This is a genomic window from Sphingobium sp. S6 (genome assembly GCF_905120495.1).
In the GTDB taxonomy this organism is placed as follows: Bacteria; Pseudomonadota; Alphaproteobacteria; order Sphingomonadales; family Sphingomonadaceae; genus Sphingobium; species Sphingobium agri.
In genome coordinates, this window is the sequence record NZ_CAJHOG010000002.1 from 177,139 (window position 1) to 199,049 (window position 21,911).

The following is a 21,911-nucleotide window of genomic DNA, read 5'->3' on the forward strand; positions in this document are numbered from 1 at the left end:
TGCAATCGGATCGGATTCTGCTCTAGGACGCCGCCCGGCGCGCCTCAAAGCTCCCCGATCATCTCCGCCAGCACTGCGAGGCAGTCCTTGGCCAGCTGCTTCGACCGCGCCGGGGACCAGCCAAATTCCGGATCGGGCAGATCGTCATTGTCCTTGAACGGCATTTCCAGCGTCATCGCGACGGCGCCGAAACGCTCAGCGACCTGATTGGTGGACATGGTCAGATTGCCCTTGCCCGGCGCCGATGAAGGATAGCCACGCGCCGTCTGGAAATCGGGCGTTCGGGCGGCGAGCGTGTCGCGGAACCGATTATAGAGCATAAGCTGCCGCTCGCTGAGCGACGGGATGCCTTCGAACCCAGCCAGGAACACGGCGGCAATGGCTTCATCGCCATGCACATCCATCGCGAAATCTACGCCGGTCCGGTCCATTTCCTGCCGGACAAGAAAGACCTCCGGACTACGCTCCATCGATGGCTCATGCCATTCGCGATTGAGGTTCACGCCCGCCGCATTGGTCCGCAGATGCCCCCGGCGGCTGCCGTCAGGATTCATGTTGGGCATGATATGGAATGTCGCGCGCGCCCGGAGCAGTCTGGCGACGGCGTCTTCCTCGTCGCAAAGCCGCTCAAGCGCGCCCTCCATCCACCACTCCGCCATCGTCTCGCCCGGATGTTGGCGGGCATAGAGCCAGATCTGCTTTGGCCCATCGCCCAGCGTCAGCAGGTCAAGCGGCTGCTTGTCGAGCGTCAGGCCCAATTCCCGATGCTCGACCCCAGGCTGGCAGGCTGCCCAGGCGATCAGGTCATGATGCCGCTCCATCGAATAGGGCGCGAAATAGGCGACCCACAGCGCGTTGCGATCTGGCGAGAGGTTGATCGTTAGGACGCCGTCGGCGTAGCTTGTATCCGCCTGCGTCCAGACCTCCCGATCCTCGCTGATGCGCGCCTTGTAGCCGGGCCAGCCATCCGGATAGGCGGACGTTCCACAGTTGACGACCGCCAGTTCCACCTCGCGTCCGGCGACGCCCGCGATGCGGAAGTGGAACCATTGGTAGAAGTCGCTCTGCCTGTCCTTGACGATTTCCAGTTCGGCCCGCACCCTGTCGCCAGTATCGACGATGGAGAGGACACGAATATTGCCGCTGTCGAAGGCATTGCTGATCGAGATGGTCATTTGACGGTTATAGTGCGCCCCGATTCCCCCGGATAGCCCCCGATCAACGCACTTGCGAGCTTTTGCGCGGCTATGCCGGGCTGCGCGGCGGGCGTGCCTTCCCGCGCCTGGGTGAAGGCGCGCCCCTCCCAGATCGTGGTCGAATCGGATCTCCTGCGGATCTGCACCTGCAACTCCGTCGTCACCACATCCTTGGGCCGCCCCGAAAGATTGATGCCGATGCCGACGCCCAGTCCCGAATAGCCGCCGCTGCCAACCCCGCCGCCCACACCAACGCTGACCGGCCTTCCGTCATTGCCGTAGCCGGTGGGACGGAACGAACGTCGAAAGCCGACCGACGCGACATATTCGCTGCGCGTCCCCGCAGGCACGGCGCTGAAGCCCACCCGCTGCAATTCCTGCTCCACTGCCGCCGCATAGGTGCGAAATTCCAACCCGGCGTCGGGATTTGCGGGCATTTCCTCTACCGCCACCGTACCGCTTCGCGCCGGATTGCCGACATGGAAGCGTGTCACTTCGACCGGCGGCACAGCCGTCGCGCATCCGGCGAGCGAGAGGGCGAGAAATGAGGGCAGGATCATCTGCTTCATCATGCTAATCTCCGACAAAGATGCGGTGGTCCATAGAGAATGCAGCACCGTGCTTACCATCAACGCGTGAAGCCATGTCTTTGCTGCACATGGCGTGAACAGGTCAAAAGTAGCGCTGGCCGCCCTTGACTTTCAGCCGCCCCACCCATAGGGGCTGCGCTTCGATTTTCCGATCACGCAAGATTCTTAAAAGGCTGGCTTCCATGAAGATCCGCAACTCGCTCAAGTCGCTCAAGGGCCGTCACCGGGACAACCGCGTGATCCGCCGTCGCGGCCGCACTTATGTCATCAACAAGACCAATCGCCGCTTCAAGGCTCGCCAGGGCTAATCAAAGCATCGCGAGGAAAAGTGGGAACCGGTTTTCCGCTTAAGCGATGCGATGGTTAAAGCGTGCGAGCCGATCTCCGCCGTCATATTCGACGTCGGACAGGTTCTGTACCATTGGGAGCCCCGGCTCCTCTACGAGCGCCTGATCGACGATGATCGGGCGCTCGACGCGTTTCTGCGCGACATCGTGTCGATGGAGTGGCATTTCCAGCATGACATTGGCCGCCCCTTCGCGGAAACCAGCGCCGAACTGATCGCTCGCCATCCTGAGCATGAGGCGCTGATCCGCATCTGGGGTGAGCGTTTCATCGACAGCGTTCAGCCGGCCGTTGCTGGCATGGCGCAACTGGTCGGCGAGCTGCACGAACAAGGCATCGCTCTATACGGCCTCACCAATTTCAGCGCGGAATTCTGGGAGCCGTTCCACGCGCGAGAGGCGGAATTCTTCGCGCATTTCCGTGACATTCTCGTGTCCGGCGCCGAAGGGCTGGTGAAGCCTGACCCTGCCATATACAGGCTGGCGCTCAGTCGATTTGGCCTAAGCGCCGGAGAAACATTCTTCATCGACGATCGCGAAGAAAATGTCGCGGCGGCGCAGGCGCTGGGGATTCGCAGCCACCTGTTCCAGGACGCAGCGACCTTGCGCCGCGCCCTTGTGGCCCACCGCCTGCTGGACGCTATTCCCGCCCTCTAAGCTCGTCACCCCGAATCGTTGCGACATGCAGCACGTTCGTCGATCCCGGCGTGCCGAACGGTACGCCCGCCAGCACGACGATCTTGCCGCCCTTCTGCGTCATGTCGTGCCGCAACGCCATGCGCCGCGCCTTACCCACCATCTCCTCGAAATTGCCGATATCCTTGGTGCGCACCGCATGCACGCCCCAGGTGAGGCCGAGCTTGCGCGCCGTATCGAGCCGCGGCGTCAGCGCCAGGATCGGCGTCAATGGCCGTTCACGCGCCACCCGGCGCACCGTGCTGCCCGACAAGGTGAAGCATGTGATCGCGCTCGCCCCCACGACCGAGACGATGCTGCCCGCCCCTTCGGCCAGCGCGTCGGCGGTGGTGGCGTCGGGCTTGGTCTCGGTAAAGTGCAGCCGCGCAAAATAGCCGGGGTCGCGCTCGACGCTGTGCGCGATGCTGTCCATCATCGCCACCGCCTCTTCCGGCCAGTCGCCCGCCGCCGTTTCCGCCGACAGCATGATCGCGTCGGCACCGTCATATACTGCGGTGGCAACGTCCGACACTTCGGCGCGGGTGGGCGTCGGCGCCTTGATCATCGATTCGAGCATCTGCGTCGCGACAACGACCGGCCGCCCCATGCGCCGCGCCGTCGCCACGATCTGCTTTTGCAGCGGCGGCACGGCCTGGGGCGGCAATTCGACGCCCAGATCGCCGCGCGCGACCATCACGCCATCGGCGAGCTCCAATATCTCCTCCAGCCGCTGGACCGCCGCAGGCTTCTCGATCTTCGCCATCAACGCGCCGTGTCCGCCCATCAGCTTGCGCGCTTCCGCAAGGTCCTCCGGGCGCTGCACGAAGCTCAATGCAATCCAGTCGCAACCCTGCTCCACAGCGAAGCTGAGGTCGCGCCGGTCCTTCTCCGTCAAGGCCGGGACGGGCACGACCACGTCCGGAACGTTCACGCCCTTGCGGTTGGAAAGGGTGCCGCCCACTTCAACGACCGTGTCGATCCGCTCGTCGGATACTTTCTTCACCCGCAGCACCAACTTGCCATCATCGAGCAGCAGCCGGGTTTCAGGCACCAGCGCCGCGTAGATTTCCGGATGCGGCAAGTTCACGCGCCGCGCGTCGCCCGGCTTTTCATCACGGTCGAGTATGAAGGGCGCGCCTACCTCCAAAACAGCCAGACCGCTCTTGAAGGTGCCTACCCGTAGCTTGGGTCCCTGCAGGTCGCCCAAGATGGTGGTCGGCCGCCCAAATTCCTTTTCAAGGCTGCGGATGATAGCGATGCGGGCCGCATGATCCTCATGCGCGCCATGGCTCATGTTGATGCGGAAAGCGTCTGCCCCGGCAACAAACAGCGCGCGGATCACCTCCGGCGTGTCGCTCGCGGGTCCAAGGGTCGCGAGGATACGGACCTTGCGCGAACGGGGCGGCAGTTTCGTCATTCCCAAAAAGCTCCTGGCAGTGATGGTCAGCCCTCGGCTTGCCAGGGCGCCGTTTTCGATTATCCCTACTGCACGACAGGATGATGTAGATCAGCGAAAGGATCGCCGTGGCCGACAATATGCTCAACGACGCGGTGGCTGCAACCGCCTTCCGCCGCCTGATCGCGCATTTGCAGCACAGGACCGACGTTCAGAACATTGATTTGATGGGGACGGCGGGCTTCTGCCGCAACTGCCTTGCCGACTGGATCGCCGAAGCGGACGGCAATCTCGGCAAGGAGCAAGCGCGCGAAATCATCCACGGCATGCCCTTTTCCGAATGGAAACAGCGACACCAGAACGAGGCGACGCCGGAACAGATCGCAAAGATGCAGGAGAGTGTGGCGAAGAACGCCGACAATCATTAGGAGCGTGCGCCAACCCGATTCACATTCTACCGGAGACATATTCATATGAGCGAGGGCAACGTCGCCGCCGATCAGCTACGCCTTCTTATCGAACGCATCGAGCGTCTGGAGGAGGAGAAGAAGGGTATCGGCGACGATATCAAGGATGTTTATCTGGAGGCGAAGGCCAACGGCTATGACCCCAAGATCATGCGCCAGATCGTCCGCCTGCGCAAAATGCCCCAGCATGACCGGCAGGAAATGGAAGCGATCCTCCAGACCTATCTATCTGCCCTGGGCATGGAATAAACTGCTGATCCTCCGTTTGCGCTGAGCTTGTCGAAGCGCCTCTCTTTCTTCAAGACAGGCGCTTCGACCAGTCAACGGGAGCAGGGAAACGCAGCATGTCCGAGATCATCGTCAGCACCACCAGCCGCCTCGAAGGACGTCCGGCGAAAGAGTATCTCGGCATCGTCACTGGAGAGGTGATCGTGGGCGCCAATCTTTTCCGCGATCTGTTCGCCAGCGTGCGCGACATCGTCGGCGGGCGTTCGGGCGCTTATGAGGATGTGCTCCAGCGGGCGCGTGAACAGGCCATCGGGGAAATGCGGATGCGGGCGGCGACGCTGGGCGCGAATGCGGTGGTCGGCGTCGATCTCGACTATGAAGTGCTGGGCTCCAACGGATCGATGCTGATGGTGTCGGCATCAGGCACCGCGATCCTCGTCTAGTTGCGCTCGGGCGGGACGCTCGCTAGAGAGCGCGCTTCGGATCACAGACAAGTTTAGGAGCAGGCCGTGGCCGGCCATAGCAAATTCAAGAACATCATGCATCGCAAGGGCGCGCAGGACAAAAAGCGCTCCTCGATGTTCTCCAAGCTCAGCCGCGAAATCACCGTGGCCGCGAAGATGGGCATGCCCGACCCGGACATGAACCCCCGCCTCCGCCTCGCCGTCAACGCGGCCAAGGCGCAGTCCATGCCCAAGGACAATATCCAGCGCGCGATCGACAAGGCGATCGGCGGCGACATGGAGAATTATGAAGAGATCCGCTACGAGGGCTATGGCCCCGGCGGCGTGGCCATCATCGTCGAGGCGCTGACCGACAACCGCAACCGTACGGCGACCAATGTCCGCACCGCCTTCTCGAAGAATGGCGGCAACCTCGGCGCGTCGGGCGCGGTCAGCCATGGCTTCGACCGCATGGGCCTCATCACCTATCCCGCCAGCGCGGGCGACGCCGACGCTATCTTCGAAGCCGCTCTGGAAGCAGGCGCGGATGACGTGTCGTCCAACGAAGATGAGCATGAAATCTGGACCGCCATGGACGCGCTGCACGAAGTCGCCAAGGCGCTCGAAGCCAAGCTCGGTCCCGCAGAAGGCGCAAAGCTCGCCTGGAAGCCGCAGACCACCGTCGAAGTCGACGAGAGCAACGCCGCCACGCTCATGAAGCTGGTCGACACGCTGGAAGATGATGACGACGTCCAGACCGTCTGGGGCAATTATGAAGTGTCCGACGAGGTGATGGAGAAGCTGGGTTAGTGCAGGCCGATGAGCCGCTCCCTTCCGGTCCAAGCAAGGCAAGTGACTTGTTTGGAGGGTTGGGGTGCGGCTTGAGCGCCATCCCATGATCATCCTGGGACTTGACCCTGGCCTTGGCACCACCGGCTGGGGCCTGATCGCCGCCGCTGGCAACCGCCTCACCCACATCGCCAACGGGCAGATCAAGACCGACGCGGAGATGGCGCTGGCGACGCGGTTGCTGGCGCTTGATCTAGCGCTAACGGACCTCATCCTCGAACATCAACCCAATGGCGCTGCGGTCGAGGAGGTGTTCGTCAATGTGAACCCGCAATCGACGCTGAAACTGGGTCAAGCACGGGGCGTCGTGCTGCTGGCGGCATCGCGGTCGGGCATGGAAGTGGGCGAATATGCCGCCCGGCTCGTCAAGAAATCGGTCGTCGGCGTCGGCAACGCGTCCAAGGAGCAGGTTCACGCCATGGTCACACGGCTTCTGCCGGGCGCGAAGATAGCAGGACCGGACGCTTCGGACGCGCTCGCCGTCGCTATAACGCACGCCCATCATCTCGCCAGCGCCCGCCGTATTCCACGCGGTTGAGTGAACAATATCCGCCGTCAGACGAAATAACAGACGCCGTTAATGCCAGTCGAAGCTCAGCGGCGCTTCCCTGAAGGCGAAGCGGTCAAGATGCTCGGCCACGACCTGCTTGAAACGGTCGACGTCAGCGCCCTCCGTGGGTTCGAGGGTCACGGTCAGCGCCTCTTCACCAGCCGCCATGCGGATCGGGCCCATCGGAAAGGCGATCATGCCTCGATCGGCATCGAAGTCCGTTTCAAACTTGTGGCTCCAATGCTTGCAAAGCTGCTGGAGATAGCGGCTGCCGTTTTTTGTCGGCACATTGGCGGTCAGGGTCATGGGTCAGAGCCTTTCAATCTTGCTGGCCGCTTCGTCGATCAGTGCGGCGACGTCTAACATGGTTTGGGAATCAGCCCCTTCCCTTTCAAGCCGCCCGCGTACCGCCATGGAAAGGTTGTGCATCGCCCGGCGGATCGGCGCACCATCGACGCGTTCCGCGCGCTGAGCAAGCAATGCCAGCCGCCCCATCGCCTCTTCGACGGCAGAGGCTTGCTCGGCCAGACGGGCTGTCCCGGCTTCCGTGATCTCGAACTGCTTGCGACCGGAACCGCTTGCCTGTTCGGCGATGAGCCCCATGTCGGCAAGTAAGGTCAGCGTCGGATAAACGATGCCGGGGCTTGGCGCATAGGCTTGACCGGACAGGCTTTCGATCTCCCGGATAAGGTCATAGCCATGGCGCGGCCCCTGCGCGATCAGCTTCAAGAGGATGAGTTGCAGCGCATCGTTGGTGAACAACCGCCTCCGCCCCCCACCGCCATGGCCCCCGCCCATCGGACCCCTGCCAGATCGGCCGCCCTGCCCATGAGCAGAACCGCCACCGAAGCCTCTTGGGCCGAAGAAATGACCGCGACCGTGCAGCAGGTGCCTGCCTTTGTGAAAATGATGATGATGGTGCGTCTCTACAAACTGTTTCATGATGCATCTAGATATATCTTAAATCTGTGAGGCGTCAAGAGTTGAGATATATCTTATCTGCTCTCCCCCCCATGATTTCTCCCGTGCGTACGAAAAAACCCGCCGGAACAAGCCCGACGGGTTTATCGCATTGTGATCAACAGGGCCGATCAGTCTGGCTTTTTAGCGACACTCACCAAAGCCGGACGCAGCAGGCGATCGCGGATCGTATATCCAGCCTGCATTTCCACCAGTACGGTGCCAGGCTCGGCATCGTCGGATGGCACTTCCATCATCGCTTGGTGCTTGTTGGGATCGAGCGGCTGCCCAACGGACACCAGCTTTTCAATGCCGTTGCGGCCAAAGACGCTCTCCAGCTCACGGCCAGTCGCTTCGAGGCCAGCCACCAGACCCTTGAACTTCTCATCCTCGCGTAGATCGGCCGGAATGGCCTGCAACGCACGGCCGAGATTGTCCGCGACGGACAGCATGTCGCGCGCGAAGGACGTCGCCGCGTAAGCGCGCGTGTCGGCCAGTTCCTTTTCCAACCGCCGCCGCACATTCTGCGTCTCGGCATGGGCGTACAGGGCATCCTGCTTCGCTGCCGCCAACTCGCCCTCCAGCGCTGCCAAACGTTCTGCCGCGGCATCCCCTGCGGGCGCCGCATCCTCGGGCAGTTCGTCAACGACTTCGGTATTTTCCATATTCAGCTTGTCTTCGCTCATCTCATCAATCTCGATAACGTCTGCGCGGTGAAGTCCACCATGGGGATCACCCGCGCATAGTTCAAGCGCGTCGGGCCGATCACGCCGACCACGCCAACGACACGGCCGTCAACGCCCCGGTAGGGCGCGGCTATGACCGAAGAACCGGACAGGGAAAAGAGCTTGTTTTCCGAGCCGATGAAGATTTTGGTCGCGCTGCCCGCCAGCGCGCTTTCCAGCAGGCGCGAAATTTCCTGCTTGCCTTCAAGCTGCTCCAGCAACTGCCGGACACGTTCCAGGTCAGCCGCCGTGCCGTCGTCCAGCAGGTGCGCCTGCCCCCGCACGATCAGCACCGGGCGATCGTCGGCATCCTGCGACCAGACGGCGATGCCCCGCGCCACCAGTTCGCGAGCGACTCCTTGCAACGCGGTCCGTTCGCCCTCCATTTCCCGCTGAAGAGCATCGCCCGCTTCCCGAAGCGTCATGCCGGAAAAGCGCGCCGACATGAAATTCGCCGCCTCGGCCAGCATACCGGGCGTCACGCCCGCAGGCATATCCAGCACGCGATTTTCGACCGAGCCATCCTGCCCGACCAACACTGCCAGCGCCTGGCGATCATTCAGCGGAACAAAGCCGAATTGCCGCATCACCGGTTCCCGCTTGGGCACCATGACGATGCCCGCGCAAGCCGAAAGCCCCGATAACGCAGCGGTGGCGGCGGACAAGGCTTCCTCGATCGGTCCGCCTTCGGCGACGCCCGCCTCGATCGCGCGGCGTTCCTCGGGCGACGGCTCGGCCGCCTGCATCATGCCGTCGACGAAGAGCCGCAAGCCGGTTTCGGTGGGCATCCGCCCGGCCGAGGTATGCGGCGCGGCCAGCAACCCCAACTCCTCCAGATCCTGCATCACGTTGCGGATGGAGGCGGGCGACAGGCTGAGCGAGGCGATCTTGCTGATGGTGCGCGATCCCACAGGCAGGCCGGTGCCGAGATAACTCTCAACTACCAGGCGGAAAACGTCGCGCGCCCGCTCATTCAATTCGGTAACCGGTGTGACCGCCATGCGCCCCTATCTAGGGGAGCAACTGGCCGCACTCAAGCCGGGCCAGGGCCGATCGACCCTAGCGAACGGCGGAGGGCTTCACCATGGCGTCGATGTCGAGCATGCGGGGAATGGCGGCGATGGTTGCCCGCAGCTTGCCATAGTTGGGGTCCATGCACCCCGACTGGAACTCCAGCCGCGTGGCTGGCCGCTCCTCCCTCGTCCATTCGATGGTGTAGCCCGGCATGTCTGTCGCAAAGCGCGTGCAATTCTCGCCATGGGAAATGCGCTTTACCGTCCCCGCCGGCGGCCGGAACTGCGCAAGCGCGGCACGGAAGCGGCGATATTGCGCTGGCGTGACGGTGAAACGCGTGGCGCCGGGGACAGTCGTGAACCGCTCGGGCTCCAGCAGCCCCGATCCGTCAGGCGTCACTTGCAGGCTGTAGCTCGGGCAGACGCCGAAGCAGGGCCCCGCCGAAAAACGGATCGTGTCACCGGCGGCCACAGGCTTCTCCAATTCGGGCCGCTCTGCCGCACAGCCCGCCGTCAGGGCCGCGCCCGCGAAAATCATCATCCAACGCAATTGCATGGGGTGCTTCCTAGCATTTTTCTGGCCGATCGCCACTGGCATGACGGCACGCCCCGCGAAGTTATTTCGTCATCGCATCGCTTTTTTGCGAAAAACCGGTTCCCACTTTTTCGCGCGATGCGCGCAGTTATTTGAGTGCCGCATCGCTTTTTTGCGAAAAACCGGTTCCCACTTTTTCGCGCGATGCTCTAAGCCCCTCGCCGACTGAACCCTTCGGAGAAAAATATCATGCGTCCTTCCGGCCGCGCGCCAGACCAGATGCGCGCCATTACCATGGAGCCCGGCTTCACCATTCATGCCGAGGGCAGCTGCCTCGTCAGCTTCGGCGACACGCGGGTGCTCTGCACCGCTTCGGTGGAAGAGAAGGTGCCGCCTTTCCTGCGGGGCAAGGGTTCGGGCTGGGTGACGGCGGAATATGGCATGCTGCCCCGCGCCACGCACACGCGCGGCAGCCGTGAAGCGGCGAAGGGCAAGCAGTCTGGCCGCACGCAGGAGATTCAGCGGCTGATCGGCCGGTCGCTGCGCACCGTGGTCGACCTCAAGAAGCTGGGGGAGCGGCAGATCGTCGTGGACTGCGACGTCATCCAGGCCGACGGCGGCACCCGCACCGCCGCGATTTCCGGCAGCTGGGTCGCCCTGCGCATCGCCATAGACAAGCTGCTGGCGTCTGGCGCACTGACGGAAGACCCGATCATTCAGAAGGTCGCCGCGATCAGCTGCGGCATCTATGAGGGCACGCCGGTGCTCGACCTCGACTATGCCGAGGACAGCAATGCCGAAACGGACGCGAACCTGATCCTGACCGGCGACGGCAAATTTGCCGAGGTGCAGGCGACTGCCGAGGGCGCGGCCTATGATGAGGAAGAGCTGCTGCGCCTGCTGCGCCTCGCACGGATCGGCTGCGCGCAGATTTTTGCCGCGCAGGACAAGGCGACGGGACGATAAGGTCTTTCACCCGTTCGCTTCGGGTGTTTCGAGAAATGCTATCTATGCACTGCGCGCTTCTCGACTATGCTCGGAGCGAACGGGGAGAATGACTTGATGAGCGACGATTTCGGACAGGAACAGGCGATCCGCAAGCTAGGGCCGGGCAAGCTGGTGATCGCCAGTCACAACCCCGGCAAAGTGCGGGAGATCGGCGACCTGCTGGCGCCGTTCGGGATCGAAACGGTGTCGGCGGGGGAGCTGGACCTGCCCGAGCCCGACGAAACGGGCACGACCTTTATCGCCAACGCGGAACTGAAGGCGCTTCAGGCGGCGGACCTGTCGGGACTGCCCGCTCTGGCTGATGACAGCGGGCTATGCGTCGAAGCGTTGAATGGCGATCCGGGCATCTTTTCCGCGCGTTGGGGCGGTGAGACGAAGGACTTCGGCATCGCGATGCAGCGCGTTTGGCAGGCGATCGAAGCCAGGGGACCCGATGCCGGGCACGGCGCGCACTTCATCTGTGCGCTGGCGCTCGCCTGGCCTGATGGGCATGTCGAAGCGTTCGAAGGGCGCGTGGACGGCATTATCAGCTGGCCGCCGCGCGGCGACAAGGGGTTCGGCTATGACCCGATCTTCCAGCCGCTAGGCCACGCGATCAGCTTTGGCGAGATGGACCCGCAGAAAAAACATGCGATGAGCCATCGCGCCGATGCCTTCGCGCAACTCGTGGCGGCGGTTTTCTAAAGCATCGTGCGGCGTGGGCGTTATTCGCCTACGCCCGCAAATTGCGCGCCACGCGGATTTTCCTCAAGATCCAGCGGCCCCTTGCCAAAACTGTTGCCTGCCGGAAAATAGCGGCAGACGAGATAGTCGTAATTCTGCCCCTCGGCGACGGCGCACCCAAGCTTGCGCGTGCCGCGCCAGATCATCTGCGTATAATGGCCGACATCCTCCCATCGGCCTGACATGCTGATATCCGGCAGCTTGCCAGCAGCGCGAAGCAGCCGCTTTTCCTCGAGGAACGCTCCGATCATGACGCCGTAGCCATAAAGACGGCGCGGCCCCATCCAGAGATTCTCGCCGCTGGGGATGGCGCGAGACGCGCGTGGAGAATGCTGGAACCGGTTGGTGACGGCCATCTCCCTGGCGTAGCGGGCCGCATCCTGCGCAAGCGCATTGTCCCAGGCGAGCGGCGCAAGGCCGAGCGATGCGCGCTCTTCATTATGCATGCCAAGCACGACCTCGCGCAGGAGCATGTCGCCACGCTTCGCTTCTTCCATGCCATAATAAGCGGCGGGCATGACCCTCTCCATCGGCGCGGCCCGGCCGGAAGGGGACGCCACCGCAGCAGCGGAAATCCCCACGCTCATCATCACCGCCATTGCTGGCCGTGCGGTACAAAGCCGTCTAAGAACGCCCCCACTCATGTCCCTGCCCCTTATCGATTCTACGGCCCGCGCGCCTGAACCCATTGCCCTATATGTGCACTGGCCATTTTGCGTTTCGAAATGTCCCTACTGCGATTTTAACAGCCATGTTCGGGCCGAGATCGACAATGATGCCTGGCGCGCCGCGCTGATGGACGATCTTGCCCATGAAGCGGAGCTGATTGGCGGACGGCCGCTGTCCTCGATCTTTTTCGGCGGAGGCACGCCATCTTTGATGCCGCCCCAAATCGTGTCGAGCATCATCGACGCTGCGGCCAGCCATTGGCAACCGACGCCCGACATGGAGATCACGCTGGAAGCCAACCCCAGTTCAGTGGAGGCAGCGCGCTTCGCGGACCTGGCCAGCGCTGGCGTCAACCGTGTGTCGTTGGGCGTGCAAGCGCTGGATGATCAGGCGCTGCATTTCCTCGGCCGTGCCCATGATGTCGGCGAAGCGCTGGCGGCACTGGATGTGGCGCAGTCGGTATTCGGCCGGGTAAATCTGGACCTTATCTATGCCCGGCCAGACCAAAGCGAGGCGGACTGGGAAGCGGAGTTGAAGCGCGCCCTCACCTTCGGCACCGATCATATGTCGCTCTATCAGTTGACGATCGAGCCCGGCACACGGTTTGCTACATTGGTGGCGCAGGGCAAGCTGACGCCCGCTGATCCAGACCATGCCGCCACTCTCTACGAGCAGACGCAGGCGATGACGGCGGCCGCTGGACTGCCCGCCTATGAAATCAGCAACCATGCCAGACCGGGTCAGGAAAGCCGCCATAATCTGACCTATTGGCGTTACGGCACTTATGCGGGGGTCGGTCCCGGCGCGCATGGACGGCGCGCGGGCATGGCGACGCTCAGGCACAAAAAACCGGAAAACTGGATGGGCGCGGTGCGGCGCAACGGCCACGGGCTTCAAAGCGAGGACATGCTGACGCCCGAAGATCGCGGGCGTGAGGCACTGCTGATGGGATTGCGGCTGGCCGAAGGCGTCGACCTTGAACGCATATCAGCGCTGTCGGCCTTGCCGGTCGAGCAGTTGATTGATGAGGCGGCGGTGGCGCGGCTTGCGCAGCACAGTCTGATCGAGCGGCAGGGCCAGCATTTGAGGATCACGCCAGCGGCCATGCTGCTGCTGGACGCAATCCTACCGGAAATCGTGAAAGTTTAGGACAGCATGTTTCTATTCGGGTCCTCAACCCGTTCGGGCTGAGCTTGTCGAAGCCCGTCTTAAGCGCCTGCTGCAAGTGTCAGTCGAAAGAGCCGTCCTCTTGCTAAAACAAGTGATGCCCTTCGACAGGCTCAGGGCGAATGGCCCTAAGCATTTCCGATCCAAAGCGTGAAGCTCTGAACGACAATCCTGATCAGTTAGCTGCAGCGACCCCTTGGTCGGCCATAAGCTGCTGAAGCTCGCCAGCCTCGTACATTTCCATCATGATGTCGCTGCCGCCGACAAATTCGCCCTTCACATAAAGCTGCGGGATCGTCGGCCAGTCCGAAAATGCCTTGATGCCCTGCCGCACCAGCTGGTCCTGCAGTACATCGACCGATTCATAGGCAACGCCCAGATGATCGAGGATGGCAATTGCACGGCTGGAAAAACCACATTGGGGGAACAGCGGCGTACCCTTCATGAAGAGAACCACATCGTTGCTGTTCACAATATCGGCGATCCGTTGATGCACGGCGTCGGTCATGGGTTGGTCCAGTCCTGTCGGGCGCCGCAATCACCGGCGGCGCGCATGATAAATGATAGCGGTTAGTTGGGAACGGCAGTGGTCAGTTGCAAGGCATGGAGCACCCCGCCCATGCGGCCGCCAAGCGCGGCGTAGACGGCCCGCTGCTGCGCGACCCGGCTCATGCCGCGAAAGCTTTCGGCCACGACTCGCGCCGCGTAATGATCGCCATCACCAGCAAGGTCGGTGATTTCGACCTCAGCGTCCGGAATGGCCGCCCGGATCATATCCGCAATGTCTTCGGCAGCCATCGGCATTGGACGCGTCCGTTCTGCTTACTGGGCTTCGATGAAGTGGCGGCGCGCGATCACCTGCTGCTCTTCCAGGGCAGAGCGGACGCCCGCCTCGTCAATGTCGAGACCAGCCTGCGTCATGTCGCCGACCAGCTTGCGGATGACATCCTCGTCACCTGCTTCCTCGAAATCGGCCTGGACCACGGCCTTGGCATAGGCGTCGGTTTCTTCCGGCGTCAGGCCCATCTTGGCTGCGGCCCATTCGCCGAGCAGCCGGTTCCGCCGCGCCTGGATGCGGAACTGCATCTCCTGGTCACGAGCGTACATATTTTCAAAGGCCTTTTCGCGATCATCGAAAGTGGTCATGCCTATGCCTTGTAAAAAGAAGCTGAAGTCTCAATCCAGATAGGAAAGTCGGGCCGCTTACGCAACGGCGGGAACAAGCCAGGGCCGTGCCCCAGCGTCCTTCACCTCGAACTGGCTGATCGTGTCGGCCTGTCCCAGCGTCAGTCCGATCTCGTCTAACCCGCCGAGCAGGCAGTGCTTGCGGAATGGATCGATCTCGAACTGAAAGCGGTCCTGGAACTGGGTCGTCACGGTCTGATGTTCCAGATCGACATGGATAGGGTCGGTCTTCGCGACCTCCATCAGCCGGTCGATCGCTTCCTGGGGCAGGACGACCGTCAGAATGCCGTTCTTGAAGGCGTTGCCCGAAAAAATGTCGGAGAAGCTGGGCGCGATCACGACCTTGATGCCAAGGTCGGCAAGCGCCCAGGCGGCATGTTCGCGGCTGGAGCCACAGCCGAAATTGTCGCCAGCGATCAGGATCGGACTGCCCGCATATTCCGGGTCGTCGAAGACGTTACCCGGTTCCTTGCGCAGCACCTCGAACGCGCCCTTCCCCAGGCCCGCACGCGAAATGGTCTTCAGCCAATGCGCCGGAATGACGATGTCGGTATCGACATTCTTCATCCCGAACGGATAGGCCCTGCCCTCGACGATATTCAGCTTGTCCATCAATGCGCCCGCTTGGTCTCCAGGGAGCGGCTGTCTTCCGCCCGCCCGAGGGTCGCCGCCATGGCGGCACTGGCCAGCGCGCCAAGCGCCAGCACCCAGAATACCTTCTTCATGCGACCACCTCTCCCTGCTTTTCTTTCAGTAACTCCCGAACGTCGGTCAGATGGCCGGTGATGGCCGCCGCCGCCGCCATTTCAGGCGAAACGAGATGCGTCCGCGATCCCGGACCCTGACGGCCCATGAAGTTGCGGTTGCTGGTGGAAGCACAGCGTTCGCCAGCAGGAACCTTGTCCGGATTCATGCCCAGGCACGCCGAACAACCCGGTTCGCGCCATTCAAAGCCAGCCTCGGTGAAGACGCGGTCCAGCCCTTCGGCTTCTGCCTGCTGCTTGACGAGGCCGGAGCCGGGAACGACCAGCGCCTGCTTGATGCGTTCCGCGATATGGCGGCCCTTCAGCAGAGCGGCGGCCGCGCGGAGATCCTCAATCCGGCTGTTGGTGCAACTGCCGATGAAGATATGCTCGACCGTCACATCTTCCATCCGCTGCCCGGCGGTCAGACCCATATAATCGAGCGACTTCTGCGCGGCGGCGCGCTTGGACGCGTCGGCGAAGCTTTCCGGATCGGGAACCACGCCGGTCACGGGCACGACGTCCTCGGGGCTGGTTCCCCAGGTGACGTTGGGCACGATATCAGCGGCATCGATGACCACCGTCTTGTCGAACTGCGCGCCTTCGTCGGTGGCCAGCGTCTTCCAATAAGCGACGGCGGCATCCCAATCGGCGCCCTTGGGGGCCATCGGGCGATTCTTCAGGTAAGCGAAAGTCTTTTCGTCCGGCGCGAAGAGACCCGAGCGCGCGCCCGCCTCGATCGACATGTTGGCAACCGTCAGCCGCCCTTCGATCGACATGTCGCGGAAGACGGAGCCACGATATTCCATGACATAGCCGGTGCCGCCTGCCGTGCCGATCCGGCCGCAGATAGCCAGCGCCACATCCTTGGGCGTTACGCCAAAGCCCAGTTCCCCCTCGACCACGACTTCCATCGTCTTCGATTGCTTCAGCAGCAGCGTCTGAGTGGCGAGCACATGCTCGACCTCCGACGTGCCAATGCCGAAGGCCAGCGCGCCCAGCGCACCGTGCGAGCTTGTATGGCTGTCGCCGCAGACCAGCGTCGTGCCCGGCAGGGTGAAGCCTTGCTCCGGCCCCACGACATGGACGATCCCCTGCTCCCGGTCAGCGTCGCCGATCAGGCGAACGCCGAACTCCGGCGCGTTCCGTTCCAGCGCGGCAAGCTGCTGCGCGCTTTCGGGATCGGCGATGGGGATGCGGTTGCCCTGCGCATCGCGGCGCGGCGTCGTGGGCAGATTGTGATCCGGCACCGCAAGCGTCAGGTCAGGACGCCGCACCGGGCGGCCCGCCATGCGCAGACCTTCAAAAGCCTGGGGACTCGTCACCTCATGAACAAGGTGGCGGTCGATATAGATGAGGCAGGTTCCATCGGGGCGGCGTTCAACGACATGCGCGTCCCAGATCTTTTCGTACAACGTGCGAGGCTTGACCATGATATTTTCCCCCTAGACCCAGAGCGGGCGCGGCGAAAGGGGGCACGAACCAATATTTGCTGTTTCCCGCCCATGGCCCGCTTGGCATCGGAAGTCAGGACGCACGATGATCCTCGATGATCCGGCCAGCGGCACCCACTTCCGCCTCATGGCTTTCTTCCCGCCAGGTTTCCGCGAGCGCGGCGGCTTCCCATTCGCGCATGGCGGGATGGTCCAGCATATGATCGGCCCACCCGCGCGCCACGGGCCCGACATCAAGACCATAGGTTCGCACCCGGAACACGACCGGCGCGTAAAAGGCGTCGACCGCGCTGAACTCCGGGCCTGCGAGGAACGGCCCGCCGAAGCGCTTCAGCCCCTCCCCCCACAGTTCCGACAGCCGGGCTATGTCGCGGTTGAGGTGGGGCGAGGGCATATCCATTTCCACGCGCACGCCCACATTCATCGGACATTCGTTGCGCAGCGTCGCAAAGCCGCTGTGCATTTCCGCGACGGCGCATTGGGCAAAAGCGCGGGCAGCCTCATCCTGCGGCCAGACAGCCGGATGGCGATCGGCAAGATAGAGGGTGATGCCAAGGGAATCCCACAAGGTTCGCTCCCCGTCGATCAGCACCGGCACCTGTCCGGTGGGGGAGAAGGAGCGGAAGGCGGCATAGTTGGTGCTATGCGCGAATGGCTCAACCCGGTCCTCGAACGGAATGGCGAGCGCCTTCATCAACACCCATGGACGCAGCGACCAGCTGGAATAATTCCGGTTCGCGGTGATGAGCGTGTAGGGCATGGGGGCTCTCCCATCGGTTCAGACGCCTTCAGGATAAGCGTCTGCCAGTTCGGGCGAAAGCGCAAAGTCGGTAAAAGCCCGCCGCCGAGAGCCGTCGGCGGCGGGGCCCCTGTCACCGGCAAGGGCAATTAGCGCAAGCGGCCGAGCCGGTGATAGAGGTTGGCGAACTTCACCGAATCCGGCGTGTCCTTCACCTTCTGAAGATATTCCGCCACCGCGGTCCTCAGCAGCGAGAAATCCTCGGTCGAGAAAACCGCGCGGGATCTTGCAGGTTCAGTCATCTTCTTCCTCCTTTCCTAATTTAGGCAGCAAACTGGTTCATCGTGTTGTGCGCGCCGCCAGCCTTCAGCGCCGCCTCGCCAGCGAAATATTCCTTGTGATCGTCGCCGATGTCGCTGCCCGCCATATTCTGGTGCTTCACGCAGGCAATGCCTTCGCGGATTTCGCGGCGCTGGACGCCCTCGACATAGCCGAGCATCCCGGCCTCGCCGAAATAGTCCCGCGCCAGATTGTCGGTCGACAATGCCGCCGTGTGATAGGTCGGCAGCGTGATGAGGTGATGGAAGATGCCCGCCCGCGCCGCGGCGTCCCTCTGAAAGGTGCGGATCTTTTCATCAGCCTCGCGGCCAAGGTCGGTGGCGTCATAGTCCGCGCTCATCAACCGGGCGCGATCATAGGCAGACACATCCCTGCCCTCGGCCTCCCAGCTGTCGAACACCTGGCATCGGAAGTTCAGCGTCCAGTTGAAGCTGGGCGAATTGTTGTAGACAAGCTTGGCATTGGGAACGACCTTGCGGATGCGATCCACCATGGCGGCGATCTGCTCGACATGCGGCTTCTCGGTCTCGATCCACAGCAGGTCCGCGCCGTTCTGAAGCGAGGTGATGCAGTCCAGCACGACTCGGTCCTCGCCCGTGCCGGGGCGGAACTGGAAGAGGTTGGAGGCGAGACGCCTGGGTCGCAGCAGCTTGCCGTCGCGGGCTATGACGACATCGCCGCGCAGGGTCGTGGGGTCGGCGACCTCTTCCATATCAAGGAAGCTGTTATACTGGTCGCCAAGGTCGCCGGGCTCGCGGCTGAAGGCGATCTGCTTGGTGAGGCCAGCGCCGAGCGAATCGGTACGGGCGACGATGATGCCATCATCAATGCCGAGTTCGAGGAACGCGTAGCGGCAGGCGCGGATCTTCGCGAGGAAGTCCTCGTGCGGAACCGTGACCTTGCCGTCCTGATGGCCGCACTGCTTTTCGTCCGAAACCTGGTTCTCGATCTGGAGCGCGCAAGCGCCGGCCTCGATCATCTTCTTGGCGAGCAGATAGGTGGCCTCGGCATTGCCGAAGCCTGCGTCGATGTCGGCAATGATCGGGACGATGTGAGTTTCATGATTGTCGATCGCCGTGGTGAGGCGATGGACCTCAACCTCGTTGCCCGCCTCGCGCGCCTTGTCGAGGTCGCGGAACAGCATGCCAAGTTCGCGGGCGTCGGCCTGGCGCAGGAAGGTGTAGAGTTCCGCGATCAGCGCGGGAACGCTGGTCTTTTCGTGCATCGACTGGTCCGGGAGCGGGCCGAATTCGGAACGCAGCGCCGCGACCATCCAGCCGGACAGGTAGAGATATTTGCCCTTGGTGGTGCCGAAATGCTTTTTGATGCTGATCATCTTCTGCTGGCCGATGAAGCCGTGCCAGCAGCCCAGCGACTGGGTGTAGTTAGCGGGATCGGCATCATAGGCGGCCATGTCGCGGCGCATGATGGCGGCGGTGTGGCGCGCGATGTCGAGGCCCGTGGGGAAACGGTTCTGGAGCCGCATGCGGGCGACCGAGTCGGCAGCGATGCCGTTCCAGTTTGGCTCGTCGCTCAGGAGCGAGGAGGCGCGGGTGATCTGTTGGGCGTAGGTCATGGAAATCCCCTGAATGAAGTAGCGAGTTGAACGCGTTTTGGGGGAAGGCGGGCCGGGCCGGGAGGGGTCGTGCGGTTCAGTTGTCGATCTTTACAAACTTCTTCTGTATAGTTGTAAGGTCTGCACAGGAGCCCGTACCATGGCCAAGGATCGTCCCGTCTATATGGGCCCGCGCTTGCGGCGGCTGCGGCGGGAGCTGGGGCTGACGCAGTCGGACATGGCGGCGGACCTCGAGATATCCGCATCCTATGTCGCGCTGCTGGAGCGCAACCAGCGGCCCCTGACCGCCGACATGCTGCTGCGGCTGGCGCGCACATACCGGATGGACATGAGCGAACTGGCGGGAGACGGCGGCGCGGAGCAGACGGCGCGGCTGCAGGCGGTGCTGAAGGACCCGATGTTCGCGGACATCGACCTACCCGCGCTCGCCATGCAGGACGTCGCGATCAACTATCCGGGGTTCAGCGAAGCGCTGCTGCGGCTGCACACCGCCTATCGGGAAGAGCAGCTGGCACTGGCGGACCGGAGCAGCGATCGCACGCAAGCAGCGGAGCAGGCCCCCGATCCTTCGGCCGATGCCCGCCGGTTCCTGGGCGCGCGGCGCAACAGCTTCCCGCCGCTCGACGATGCGGGCGAACGGCTGGCGGCGGATATCGAGCAGGCAGGCGGCACGGCAGCGTGGCTCAAGAGCAAACATGGCCTGCGCATCCGCCGCCTGCCGCCAGACGTGATGGCTGGATCGATGCGCAGGCTGGACCGGCATCGCGACGCTGTGCTGGTCAATGACGCGCTGGACGGACCAAGCACCGCGTTCCAGCTGGCGATCCAGATCGCCTATCTGGAAATGCGCGGCGAAATGGAAATGCTGCTGAAGGACGGGCAGTTTTCCAGCGCGAGCGGGCGGCAACTCGCGCGCCAGGGTCTCGCCAATTATGGCGCGGCGGCCATCCTGATGCCCTATGGCAGCTTCGCCAAGGCAGTGGAGGCACGACGCTACGATGTCGAGGCGCTGGCCCGGCAGTTCGGAACGAGCTTTGAACAGACCGCCCACCGGCTGACCACCCTGCAGAAGCCGGGGCAGGAACGGGTGCCCTTCTTTTTCCTGCGCGTCGACAAGGCGGGCAATATCAGCAAGCGGCTGGACGGCGCGGGCTTTCCCTTTGCCCGCCATGGCGGATCATGCCCGCTCTGGTCGATCCATCATGTGTTCGAGCGCCCGGACGAAGTCGTGACGCAATGGCTGGAGCTGCCCGATGGACAGCGTTTCTTTTCGATTGCGCGCAGGGTGACTGCTGGCGGTGGCGGCTGGGGCGCGCCGCGCGTCGAGCGGGCGATTGCGCTCGCCTGCGCCGCGGACCATGCCCATCGGCTGATCTACACGCAGGGAATGGGGCCGTCCGAGCCGACGCCCATCGGGCTCACATGCCGCCTGTGCCACCGGAACCAGTGCATGGCGCGGTCAGCGCCGCCGATCGGCCGTGAAATGCTGCCGGAGGATTTCCGCCGTGGCTATACGCCGTTCGGCTTTGCGGATGGGTGAATATCAGCCTTGAAGCCCCCGTTTCCGTCGCTCCCGGACTTGATCCGGGTTCGACTGCCTCGCAGCGTCCAGAAAAGCGAGACCCCGGATCAAGTCCGGGGTGACGATCACATCATGGTCGCGCACTGAGGCGCTGATGATCGCCTCAGCCAACCGCACGGGTCGGCGACGCCACCGCTTCGGCAGGTGTCGCGAGCCAGTCGAGGGCTTCCTGTTCGGTTGCGAAATAGCCGTAGCTGGTGATGACATTCTCCAACCGTTTGGTCTGCATGCGCAGCAGCATCGAAGGCGAGACGACCGCGATCCGGCCCGTTTCTGAATCCTTGTTAGAATAAGCGAGGCGGCCCAGCGCCTCGCTGACTTCCGCCGAGTGGATTTCCGTGCGGCTGTTGACGAGGGTATCACACAGGGGATCAGCGGTGCGCACGACTTCGGCTATAGCGCGGCCGAACTGATCGACCACATCCAGATTCCAGAAGCCCGAAGTGGAGATAAGCAGGAGGTTGCGATCGCTGTCATAGCGGACTTCGAAAAAGCCATCCAACTTGCGCATCTATCCCTCCTACTTCGAAGGGCTCGTCAGTCCCCCCGCAAATCCAACCAGGCAACCACATCATTGTCGGTGGCGATGAAAAGCCCGTCCTGAATCTCTTCGGGCTGTTGCTGCGCGATATGCACGGCTTCGCTTAACGGGCCGTAAAAAAGCGTCGTGGCGGCGCCGCCTTCTTCGCTGTCGCTCAAATGATAGAGGCGGACGGTGGCGGAATCATAGGTCGTGCGCATGCCGCATTATCGGT

The 21,911-nt window shown here is 62.9% G+C and carries 30 protein-coding genes; 11 read left to right on the forward strand and 19 right to left on the reverse strand.

The window, feature by feature from the left end:
* Window positions 1-44 precede the first annotated feature (44 nt).
* Window positions 45-1,175 carry a M14 family metallopeptidase gene (locus SPHS8_RS07950; protein ID WP_201515034.1) on the reverse strand — a complete coding sequence of 377 codons (1,131 nt, stop codon included), beginning with the start codon at window positions 1,173-1,175 and terminating at the stop codon, window positions 45-47.
* A complete protein-coding gene (locus tag SPHS8_RS07955) occupies window positions 1,172-1,768 on the reverse strand; it encodes a hypothetical protein (RefSeq protein WP_201515035.1) in 597 nt (198 codons plus the stop codon). The genes SPHS8_RS07950 and SPHS8_RS07955 overlap by 4 nt, the downstream gene beginning before the upstream one ends.
* 200 nt (window positions 1,769-1,968) lie before the next feature.
* Here SPHS8_RS07955 and ykgO point away from each other — a divergent pair, with 200 nt between their 5' ends.
* Both ykgO and SPHS8_RS07965 read left to right on the forward strand, forming a co-directional pair.
* Window positions 1,969-2,094, forward strand: a complete 126-nt coding sequence (ykgO, locus tag SPHS8_RS07960) for a type B 50S ribosomal protein L36 (protein WP_004210176.1) — start codon at window positions 1,969-1,971, stop codon at window positions 2,092-2,094.
* Window positions 2,095-2,145: 51 nt separating this feature from the next.
* Entirely contained in the window at window positions 2,146-2,787 is a 642-nt protein-coding gene (locus SPHS8_RS07965) for an HAD family hydrolase (RefSeq protein WP_201515036.1), read from the forward strand.
* Here the strand turns inward: SPHS8_RS07965 and pyk are convergent.
* Window positions 2,771-4,222 carry a pyruvate kinase gene (pyk, locus tag SPHS8_RS07970; protein WP_201515037.1) on the reverse strand — a complete coding sequence of 484 codons (1,452 nt, stop codon included), beginning with the start codon at window positions 4,220-4,222 and terminating at the stop codon, window positions 2,771-2,773. The genes SPHS8_RS07965 and pyk overlap by 17 nt on opposite strands.
* A 119-nt stretch (window positions 4,223-4,341) precedes the next feature.
* Here pyk and SPHS8_RS07975 point away from each other — a divergent pair, with 119 nt between their 5' ends.
* The 5 genes from SPHS8_RS07975 (at window position 4,342) to ruvC (ending at window position 6,726) form a co-directional block, all read left to right on the forward strand.
* Window positions 4,342-4,629, forward strand: a complete 288-nt coding sequence (locus SPHS8_RS07975) for a DUF1244 domain-containing protein (protein WP_281494513.1) — start codon at window positions 4,342-4,344, stop codon at window positions 4,627-4,629.
* Window positions 4,630-4,674: 45 nt separating this feature from the next.
* Entirely contained in the window at window positions 4,675-4,917 is a 243-nt protein-coding gene (locus SPHS8_RS07980) for a DUF2312 domain-containing protein (RefSeq protein WP_097090934.1), read from the forward strand.
* Between the two features lie 95 nt (window positions 4,918-5,012).
* Complete coding sequence (locus SPHS8_RS07985) at window positions 5,013-5,339, forward strand: heavy metal-binding domain-containing protein (protein ID WP_174525906.1); 327 nt, start codon at window positions 5,013-5,015, stop codon at window positions 5,337-5,339.
* 66 nt (window positions 5,340-5,405) lie between these two features.
* A complete protein-coding gene (locus SPHS8_RS07990) occupies window positions 5,406-6,149 on the forward strand; it encodes a YebC/PmpR family DNA-binding transcriptional regulator (protein ID WP_201515039.1) in 744 nt (247 codons plus the stop codon).
* Window positions 6,150-6,234: 85 nt separating this feature from the next.
* Window positions 6,235-6,726, forward strand: a complete 492-nt coding sequence (ruvC, locus tag SPHS8_RS07995) for a crossover junction endodeoxyribonuclease RuvC (protein ID WP_201515473.1) — start codon at window positions 6,235-6,237, stop codon at window positions 6,724-6,726.
* Window positions 6,727-6,765: 39 nt separating this feature from the next.
* On the opposite strand, the gene SPHS8_RS08000 is transcribed toward ruvC, so the two are convergent.
* The 5 genes from SPHS8_RS08000 to SPHS8_RS08020 form a co-directional block, all read right to left on the reverse strand.
* Window positions 6,766-7,044, reverse strand: coding sequence for a DUF2218 domain-containing protein (locus SPHS8_RS08000; RefSeq protein ID WP_201515040.1), 279 nt, complete (start codon window positions 7,042-7,044; stop codon window positions 6,766-6,768).
* A gap of 3 nt (window positions 7,045-7,047) precedes the next feature.
* Window positions 7,048-7,680 (reverse strand): PadR family transcriptional regulator, encoded by a 633-nt coding sequence (locus tag SPHS8_RS08005; RefSeq protein ID WP_201515041.1) that lies wholly within the window; start codon window positions 7,678-7,680, stop codon window positions 7,048-7,050.
* A 149-nt stretch (window positions 7,681-7,829) separates the two neighbouring features.
* Window positions 7,830-8,384, reverse strand: a complete 555-nt coding sequence (grpE, locus tag SPHS8_RS08010) for a nucleotide exchange factor GrpE (RefSeq protein ID WP_097090929.1) — start codon at window positions 8,382-8,384, stop codon at window positions 7,830-7,832.
* Window positions 8,381-9,424, reverse strand: coding sequence for a heat-inducible transcriptional repressor HrcA (gene hrcA, locus SPHS8_RS08015; RefSeq protein ID WP_201515042.1), 1,044 nt, complete (start codon window positions 9,422-9,424; stop codon window positions 8,381-8,383). The genes grpE and hrcA overlap by 4 nt, the downstream gene beginning before the upstream one ends.
* Window positions 9,425-9,482: 58 nt before the next feature.
* Window positions 9,483-9,977, reverse strand: a complete 495-nt coding sequence (locus tag SPHS8_RS08020; RefSeq protein WP_176502246.1) for a DUF6438 domain-containing protein — start codon at window positions 9,975-9,977, stop codon at window positions 9,483-9,485.
* Window positions 9,978-10,220: 243 nt separating this feature from the next.
* On the opposite strand from SPHS8_RS08020, the gene rph reads away from it, so the two are divergent.
* On the forward strand, window positions 10,221-10,937 hold the full coding sequence (gene rph, locus SPHS8_RS08025; RefSeq protein WP_097090926.1) for a ribonuclease PH: 717 nt from the start codon (window positions 10,221-10,223) through the stop codon (window positions 10,935-10,937).
* 96 nt (window positions 10,938-11,033) lie between these two features.
* The gene (rdgB, locus tag SPHS8_RS08030) at window positions 11,034-11,663 is read left to right on the forward strand and encodes an RdgB/HAM1 family non-canonical purine NTP pyrophosphatase (RefSeq protein ID WP_201515043.1); all 630 of its coding nucleotides are present in this window, start codon (window positions 11,034-11,036) and stop codon (window positions 11,661-11,663) included.
* Between the two features lie 20 nt (window positions 11,664-11,683).
* On the opposite strand, the gene SPHS8_RS08035 is transcribed toward rdgB, so the two are convergent.
* A complete protein-coding gene (locus SPHS8_RS08035; protein ID WP_201515044.1) occupies window positions 11,684-12,220 on the reverse strand; it encodes a CAP domain-containing protein in 537 nt (178 codons plus the stop codon).
* Window positions 12,221-12,344: 124 nt separating this feature from the next.
* Between SPHS8_RS08035 and hemW the strand changes: the two genes are divergently transcribed.
* A complete protein-coding gene (gene hemW, locus SPHS8_RS08040; RefSeq protein ID WP_201515474.1) occupies window positions 12,345-13,520 on the forward strand; it encodes a radical SAM family heme chaperone HemW in 1,176 nt (391 codons plus the stop codon).
* 193 nt (window positions 13,521-13,713) lie between these two features.
* Here the strand turns inward: hemW and grxD are convergent, their stop codons facing one another.
* The 8 genes from grxD to SPHS8_RS08080 form a co-directional block, all read right to left on the reverse strand.
* Window positions 13,714-14,046 (reverse strand): Grx4 family monothiol glutaredoxin, encoded by a 333-nt coding sequence (gene grxD, locus SPHS8_RS08045; RefSeq protein WP_097090924.1) that lies wholly within the window; start codon window positions 14,044-14,046, stop codon window positions 13,714-13,716.
* A gap of 62 nt (window positions 14,047-14,108) precedes the next feature.
* Entirely contained in the window at window positions 14,109-14,342 is a 234-nt protein-coding gene (locus SPHS8_RS08050) for a BolA/IbaG family iron-sulfur metabolism protein (protein ID WP_097090923.1), read from the reverse strand.
* An 18-nt stretch (window positions 14,343-14,360) separates the two neighbouring features.
* The gene (locus SPHS8_RS08055; RefSeq protein WP_097090922.1) at window positions 14,361-14,684 is read right to left on the reverse strand and encodes a DUF1476 domain-containing protein; all 324 of its coding nucleotides are present in this window, start codon (window positions 14,682-14,684) and stop codon (window positions 14,361-14,363) included.
* 57 nt (window positions 14,685-14,741) lie between these two features.
* Window positions 14,742-15,335 (reverse strand): 3-isopropylmalate dehydratase small subunit, encoded by a 594-nt coding sequence (leuD, locus tag SPHS8_RS08060; protein ID WP_201515045.1) that lies wholly within the window; start codon window positions 15,333-15,335, stop codon window positions 14,742-14,744.
* Between the two features lie 109 nt (window positions 15,336-15,444).
* Complete coding sequence (gene leuC / locus SPHS8_RS08065; RefSeq protein ID WP_201515046.1) at window positions 15,445-16,899, reverse strand: 3-isopropylmalate dehydratase large subunit; 1,455 nt, start codon at window positions 16,897-16,899, stop codon at window positions 15,445-15,447.
* 94 nt (window positions 16,900-16,993) lie between these two features.
* The gene (locus SPHS8_RS08070) at window positions 16,994-17,680 is read right to left on the reverse strand and encodes a glutathione S-transferase family protein (protein WP_201515047.1); all 687 of its coding nucleotides are present in this window, start codon (window positions 17,678-17,680) and stop codon (window positions 16,994-16,996) included.
* 128 nt (window positions 17,681-17,808) lie between these two features.
* Window positions 17,809-17,961: a hypothetical protein gene (locus SPHS8_RS08075; protein WP_176502165.1), complete on the reverse strand. Its 153-nt coding sequence runs from the start codon at window positions 17,959-17,961 to the stop codon at window positions 17,809-17,811.
* 20 nt (window positions 17,962-17,981) lie between these two features.
* Entirely contained in the window at window positions 17,982-19,574 is a 1,593-nt protein-coding gene (locus SPHS8_RS08080; RefSeq protein WP_201515048.1) for an isocitrate lyase, read from the reverse strand.
* A gap of 139 nt (window positions 19,575-19,713) precedes the next feature.
* Between SPHS8_RS08080 and SPHS8_RS08085 the strand changes: the two genes are divergently transcribed.
* A complete protein-coding gene (locus SPHS8_RS08085) occupies window positions 19,714-21,114 on the forward strand; it encodes a helix-turn-helix domain-containing protein (RefSeq protein ID WP_201515049.1) in 1,401 nt (466 codons plus the stop codon).
* A 145-nt stretch (window positions 21,115-21,259) separates the two neighbouring features.
* Here the strand turns inward: SPHS8_RS08085 and SPHS8_RS08090 are convergent, their stop codons facing one another.
* Together SPHS8_RS08090 and SPHS8_RS08095 are read right to left on the reverse strand one after the other, a co-directional pair.
* Window positions 21,260-21,667: a hypothetical protein gene (locus tag SPHS8_RS08090; protein WP_201515050.1), complete on the reverse strand. Its 408-nt coding sequence runs from the start codon at window positions 21,665-21,667 to the stop codon at window positions 21,260-21,262.
* 26 nt (window positions 21,668-21,693) lie between these two features.
* The gene (locus SPHS8_RS08095) at window positions 21,694-21,897 is read right to left on the reverse strand and encodes a hypothetical protein (RefSeq protein ID WP_097090915.1); all 204 of its coding nucleotides are present in this window, start codon (window positions 21,895-21,897) and stop codon (window positions 21,694-21,696) included.
* Window positions 21,898-21,911: the final 14 nt, after the last annotated feature.

Excerpts from the sequence above, each read along its gene's own strand:
- SPHS8_RS07950 (WP_201515034.1), bottom strand. The coding sequence starts at position 1,175 with ATGACCATCTCGATCAGCAATGCCTTCGACAGCGGCAATATTCGTGTC.
- SPHS8_RS07955 (WP_201515035.1), bottom strand. The coding sequence starts at position 1,768 with ATGATGAAGCAGATGATCCTGCCCTCATTTCTCGCCCTCTCGCTCGCC.
- ykgO (WP_004210176.1), top strand. The coding sequence starts at position 1,969 with ATGAAGATCCGCAACTCGCTCAAGTCGCTCAAGGGCCGTCACCGGGAC.
- SPHS8_RS07965 (WP_201515036.1), top strand. The coding sequence starts at position 2,146 with ATGGTTAAAGCGTGCGAGCCGATCTCCGCCGTCATATTCGACGTCGGA.
- pyk (WP_201515037.1), bottom strand. The coding sequence starts at position 4,222 with ATGACGAAACTGCCGCCCCGTTCGCGCAAGGTCCGTATCCTCGCGACC.
- SPHS8_RS07975 (WP_281494513.1), top strand. The coding sequence starts at position 4,342 with ATGCTCAACGACGCGGTGGCTGCAACCGCCTTCCGCCGCCTGATCGCG.
- SPHS8_RS07980 (WP_097090934.1), top strand. The coding sequence starts at position 4,675 with ATGAGCGAGGGCAACGTCGCCGCCGATCAGCTACGCCTTCTTATCGAA.
- SPHS8_RS07985 (WP_174525906.1), top strand. The coding sequence starts at position 5,013 with ATGTCCGAGATCATCGTCAGCACCACCAGCCGCCTCGAAGGACGTCCG.
- ruvC (WP_201515473.1), top strand. The coding sequence starts at position 6,235 with ATGATCATCCTGGGACTTGACCCTGGCCTTGGCACCACCGGCTGGGGC.
- SPHS8_RS08000 (WP_201515040.1), bottom strand. The coding sequence starts at position 7,044 with ATGACCCTGACCGCCAATGTGCCGACAAAAAACGGCAGCCGCTATCTC.
- SPHS8_RS08005 (WP_201515041.1), bottom strand. The coding sequence starts at position 7,680 with ATGAAACAGTTTGTAGAGACGCACCATCATCATCATTTTCACAAAGGC.
- grpE (WP_097090929.1), bottom strand. The coding sequence starts at position 8,384 with ATGAGCGAAGACAAGCTGAATATGGAAAATACCGAAGTCGTTGACGAA.
- hrcA (WP_201515042.1), bottom strand. The coding sequence starts at position 9,424 with ATGGCGGTCACACCGGTTACCGAATTGAATGAGCGGGCGCGCGACGTT.
- SPHS8_RS08020 (WP_176502246.1), bottom strand. The coding sequence starts at position 9,977 with ATGATGATTTTCGCGGGCGCGGCCCTGACGGCGGGCTGTGCGGCAGAG.
- rph (WP_097090926.1), top strand. The coding sequence starts at position 10,221 with ATGCGTCCTTCCGGCCGCGCGCCAGACCAGATGCGCGCCATTACCATG.
- rdgB (WP_201515043.1), top strand. The coding sequence starts at position 11,034 with ATGAGCGACGATTTCGGACAGGAACAGGCGATCCGCAAGCTAGGGCCG.
- SPHS8_RS08035 (WP_201515044.1), bottom strand. The coding sequence starts at position 12,220 with ATGCCCGCCGCTTATTATGGCATGGAAGAAGCGAAGCGTGGCGACATG.
- hemW (WP_201515474.1), top strand. The coding sequence starts at position 12,345 with ATGTCCCTGCCCCTTATCGATTCTACGGCCCGCGCGCCTGAACCCATT.
- grxD (WP_097090924.1), bottom strand. The coding sequence starts at position 14,046 with ATGACCGACGCCGTGCATCAACGGATCGCCGATATTGTGAACAGCAAC.
- SPHS8_RS08050 (WP_097090923.1), bottom strand. The coding sequence starts at position 14,342 with ATGCCGATGGCTGCCGAAGACATTGCGGATATGATCCGGGCGGCCATT.
- SPHS8_RS08055 (WP_097090922.1), bottom strand. The coding sequence starts at position 14,684 with ATGACCACTTTCGATGATCGCGAAAAGGCCTTTGAAAATATGTACGCT.
- leuD (WP_201515045.1), bottom strand. The coding sequence starts at position 15,335 with ATGGACAAGCTGAATATCGTCGAGGGCAGGGCCTATCCGTTCGGGATG.
- leuC (WP_201515046.1), bottom strand. The coding sequence starts at position 16,899 with ATGGTCAAGCCTCGCACGTTGTACGAAAAGATCTGGGACGCGCATGTC.
- SPHS8_RS08070 (WP_201515047.1), bottom strand. The coding sequence starts at position 17,680 with ATGCCCTACACGCTCATCACCGCGAACCGGAATTATTCCAGCTGGTCG.
- SPHS8_RS08075 (WP_176502165.1), bottom strand. The coding sequence starts at position 17,961 with ATGACTGAACCTGCAAGATCCCGCGCGGTTTTCTCGACCGAGGATTTC.
- SPHS8_RS08080 (WP_201515048.1), bottom strand. The coding sequence starts at position 19,574 with ATGACCTACGCCCAACAGATCACCCGCGCCTCCTCGCTCCTGAGCGAC.
- SPHS8_RS08085 (WP_201515049.1), top strand. The coding sequence starts at position 19,714 with ATGGCCAAGGATCGTCCCGTCTATATGGGCCCGCGCTTGCGGCGGCTG.
- SPHS8_RS08090 (WP_201515050.1), bottom strand. The coding sequence starts at position 21,667 with ATGCGCAAGTTGGATGGCTTTTTCGAAGTCCGCTATGACAGCGATCGC.
- SPHS8_RS08095 (WP_097090915.1), bottom strand. The coding sequence starts at position 21,897 with ATGCGCACGACCTATGATTCCGCCACCGTCCGCCTCTATCATTTGAGC.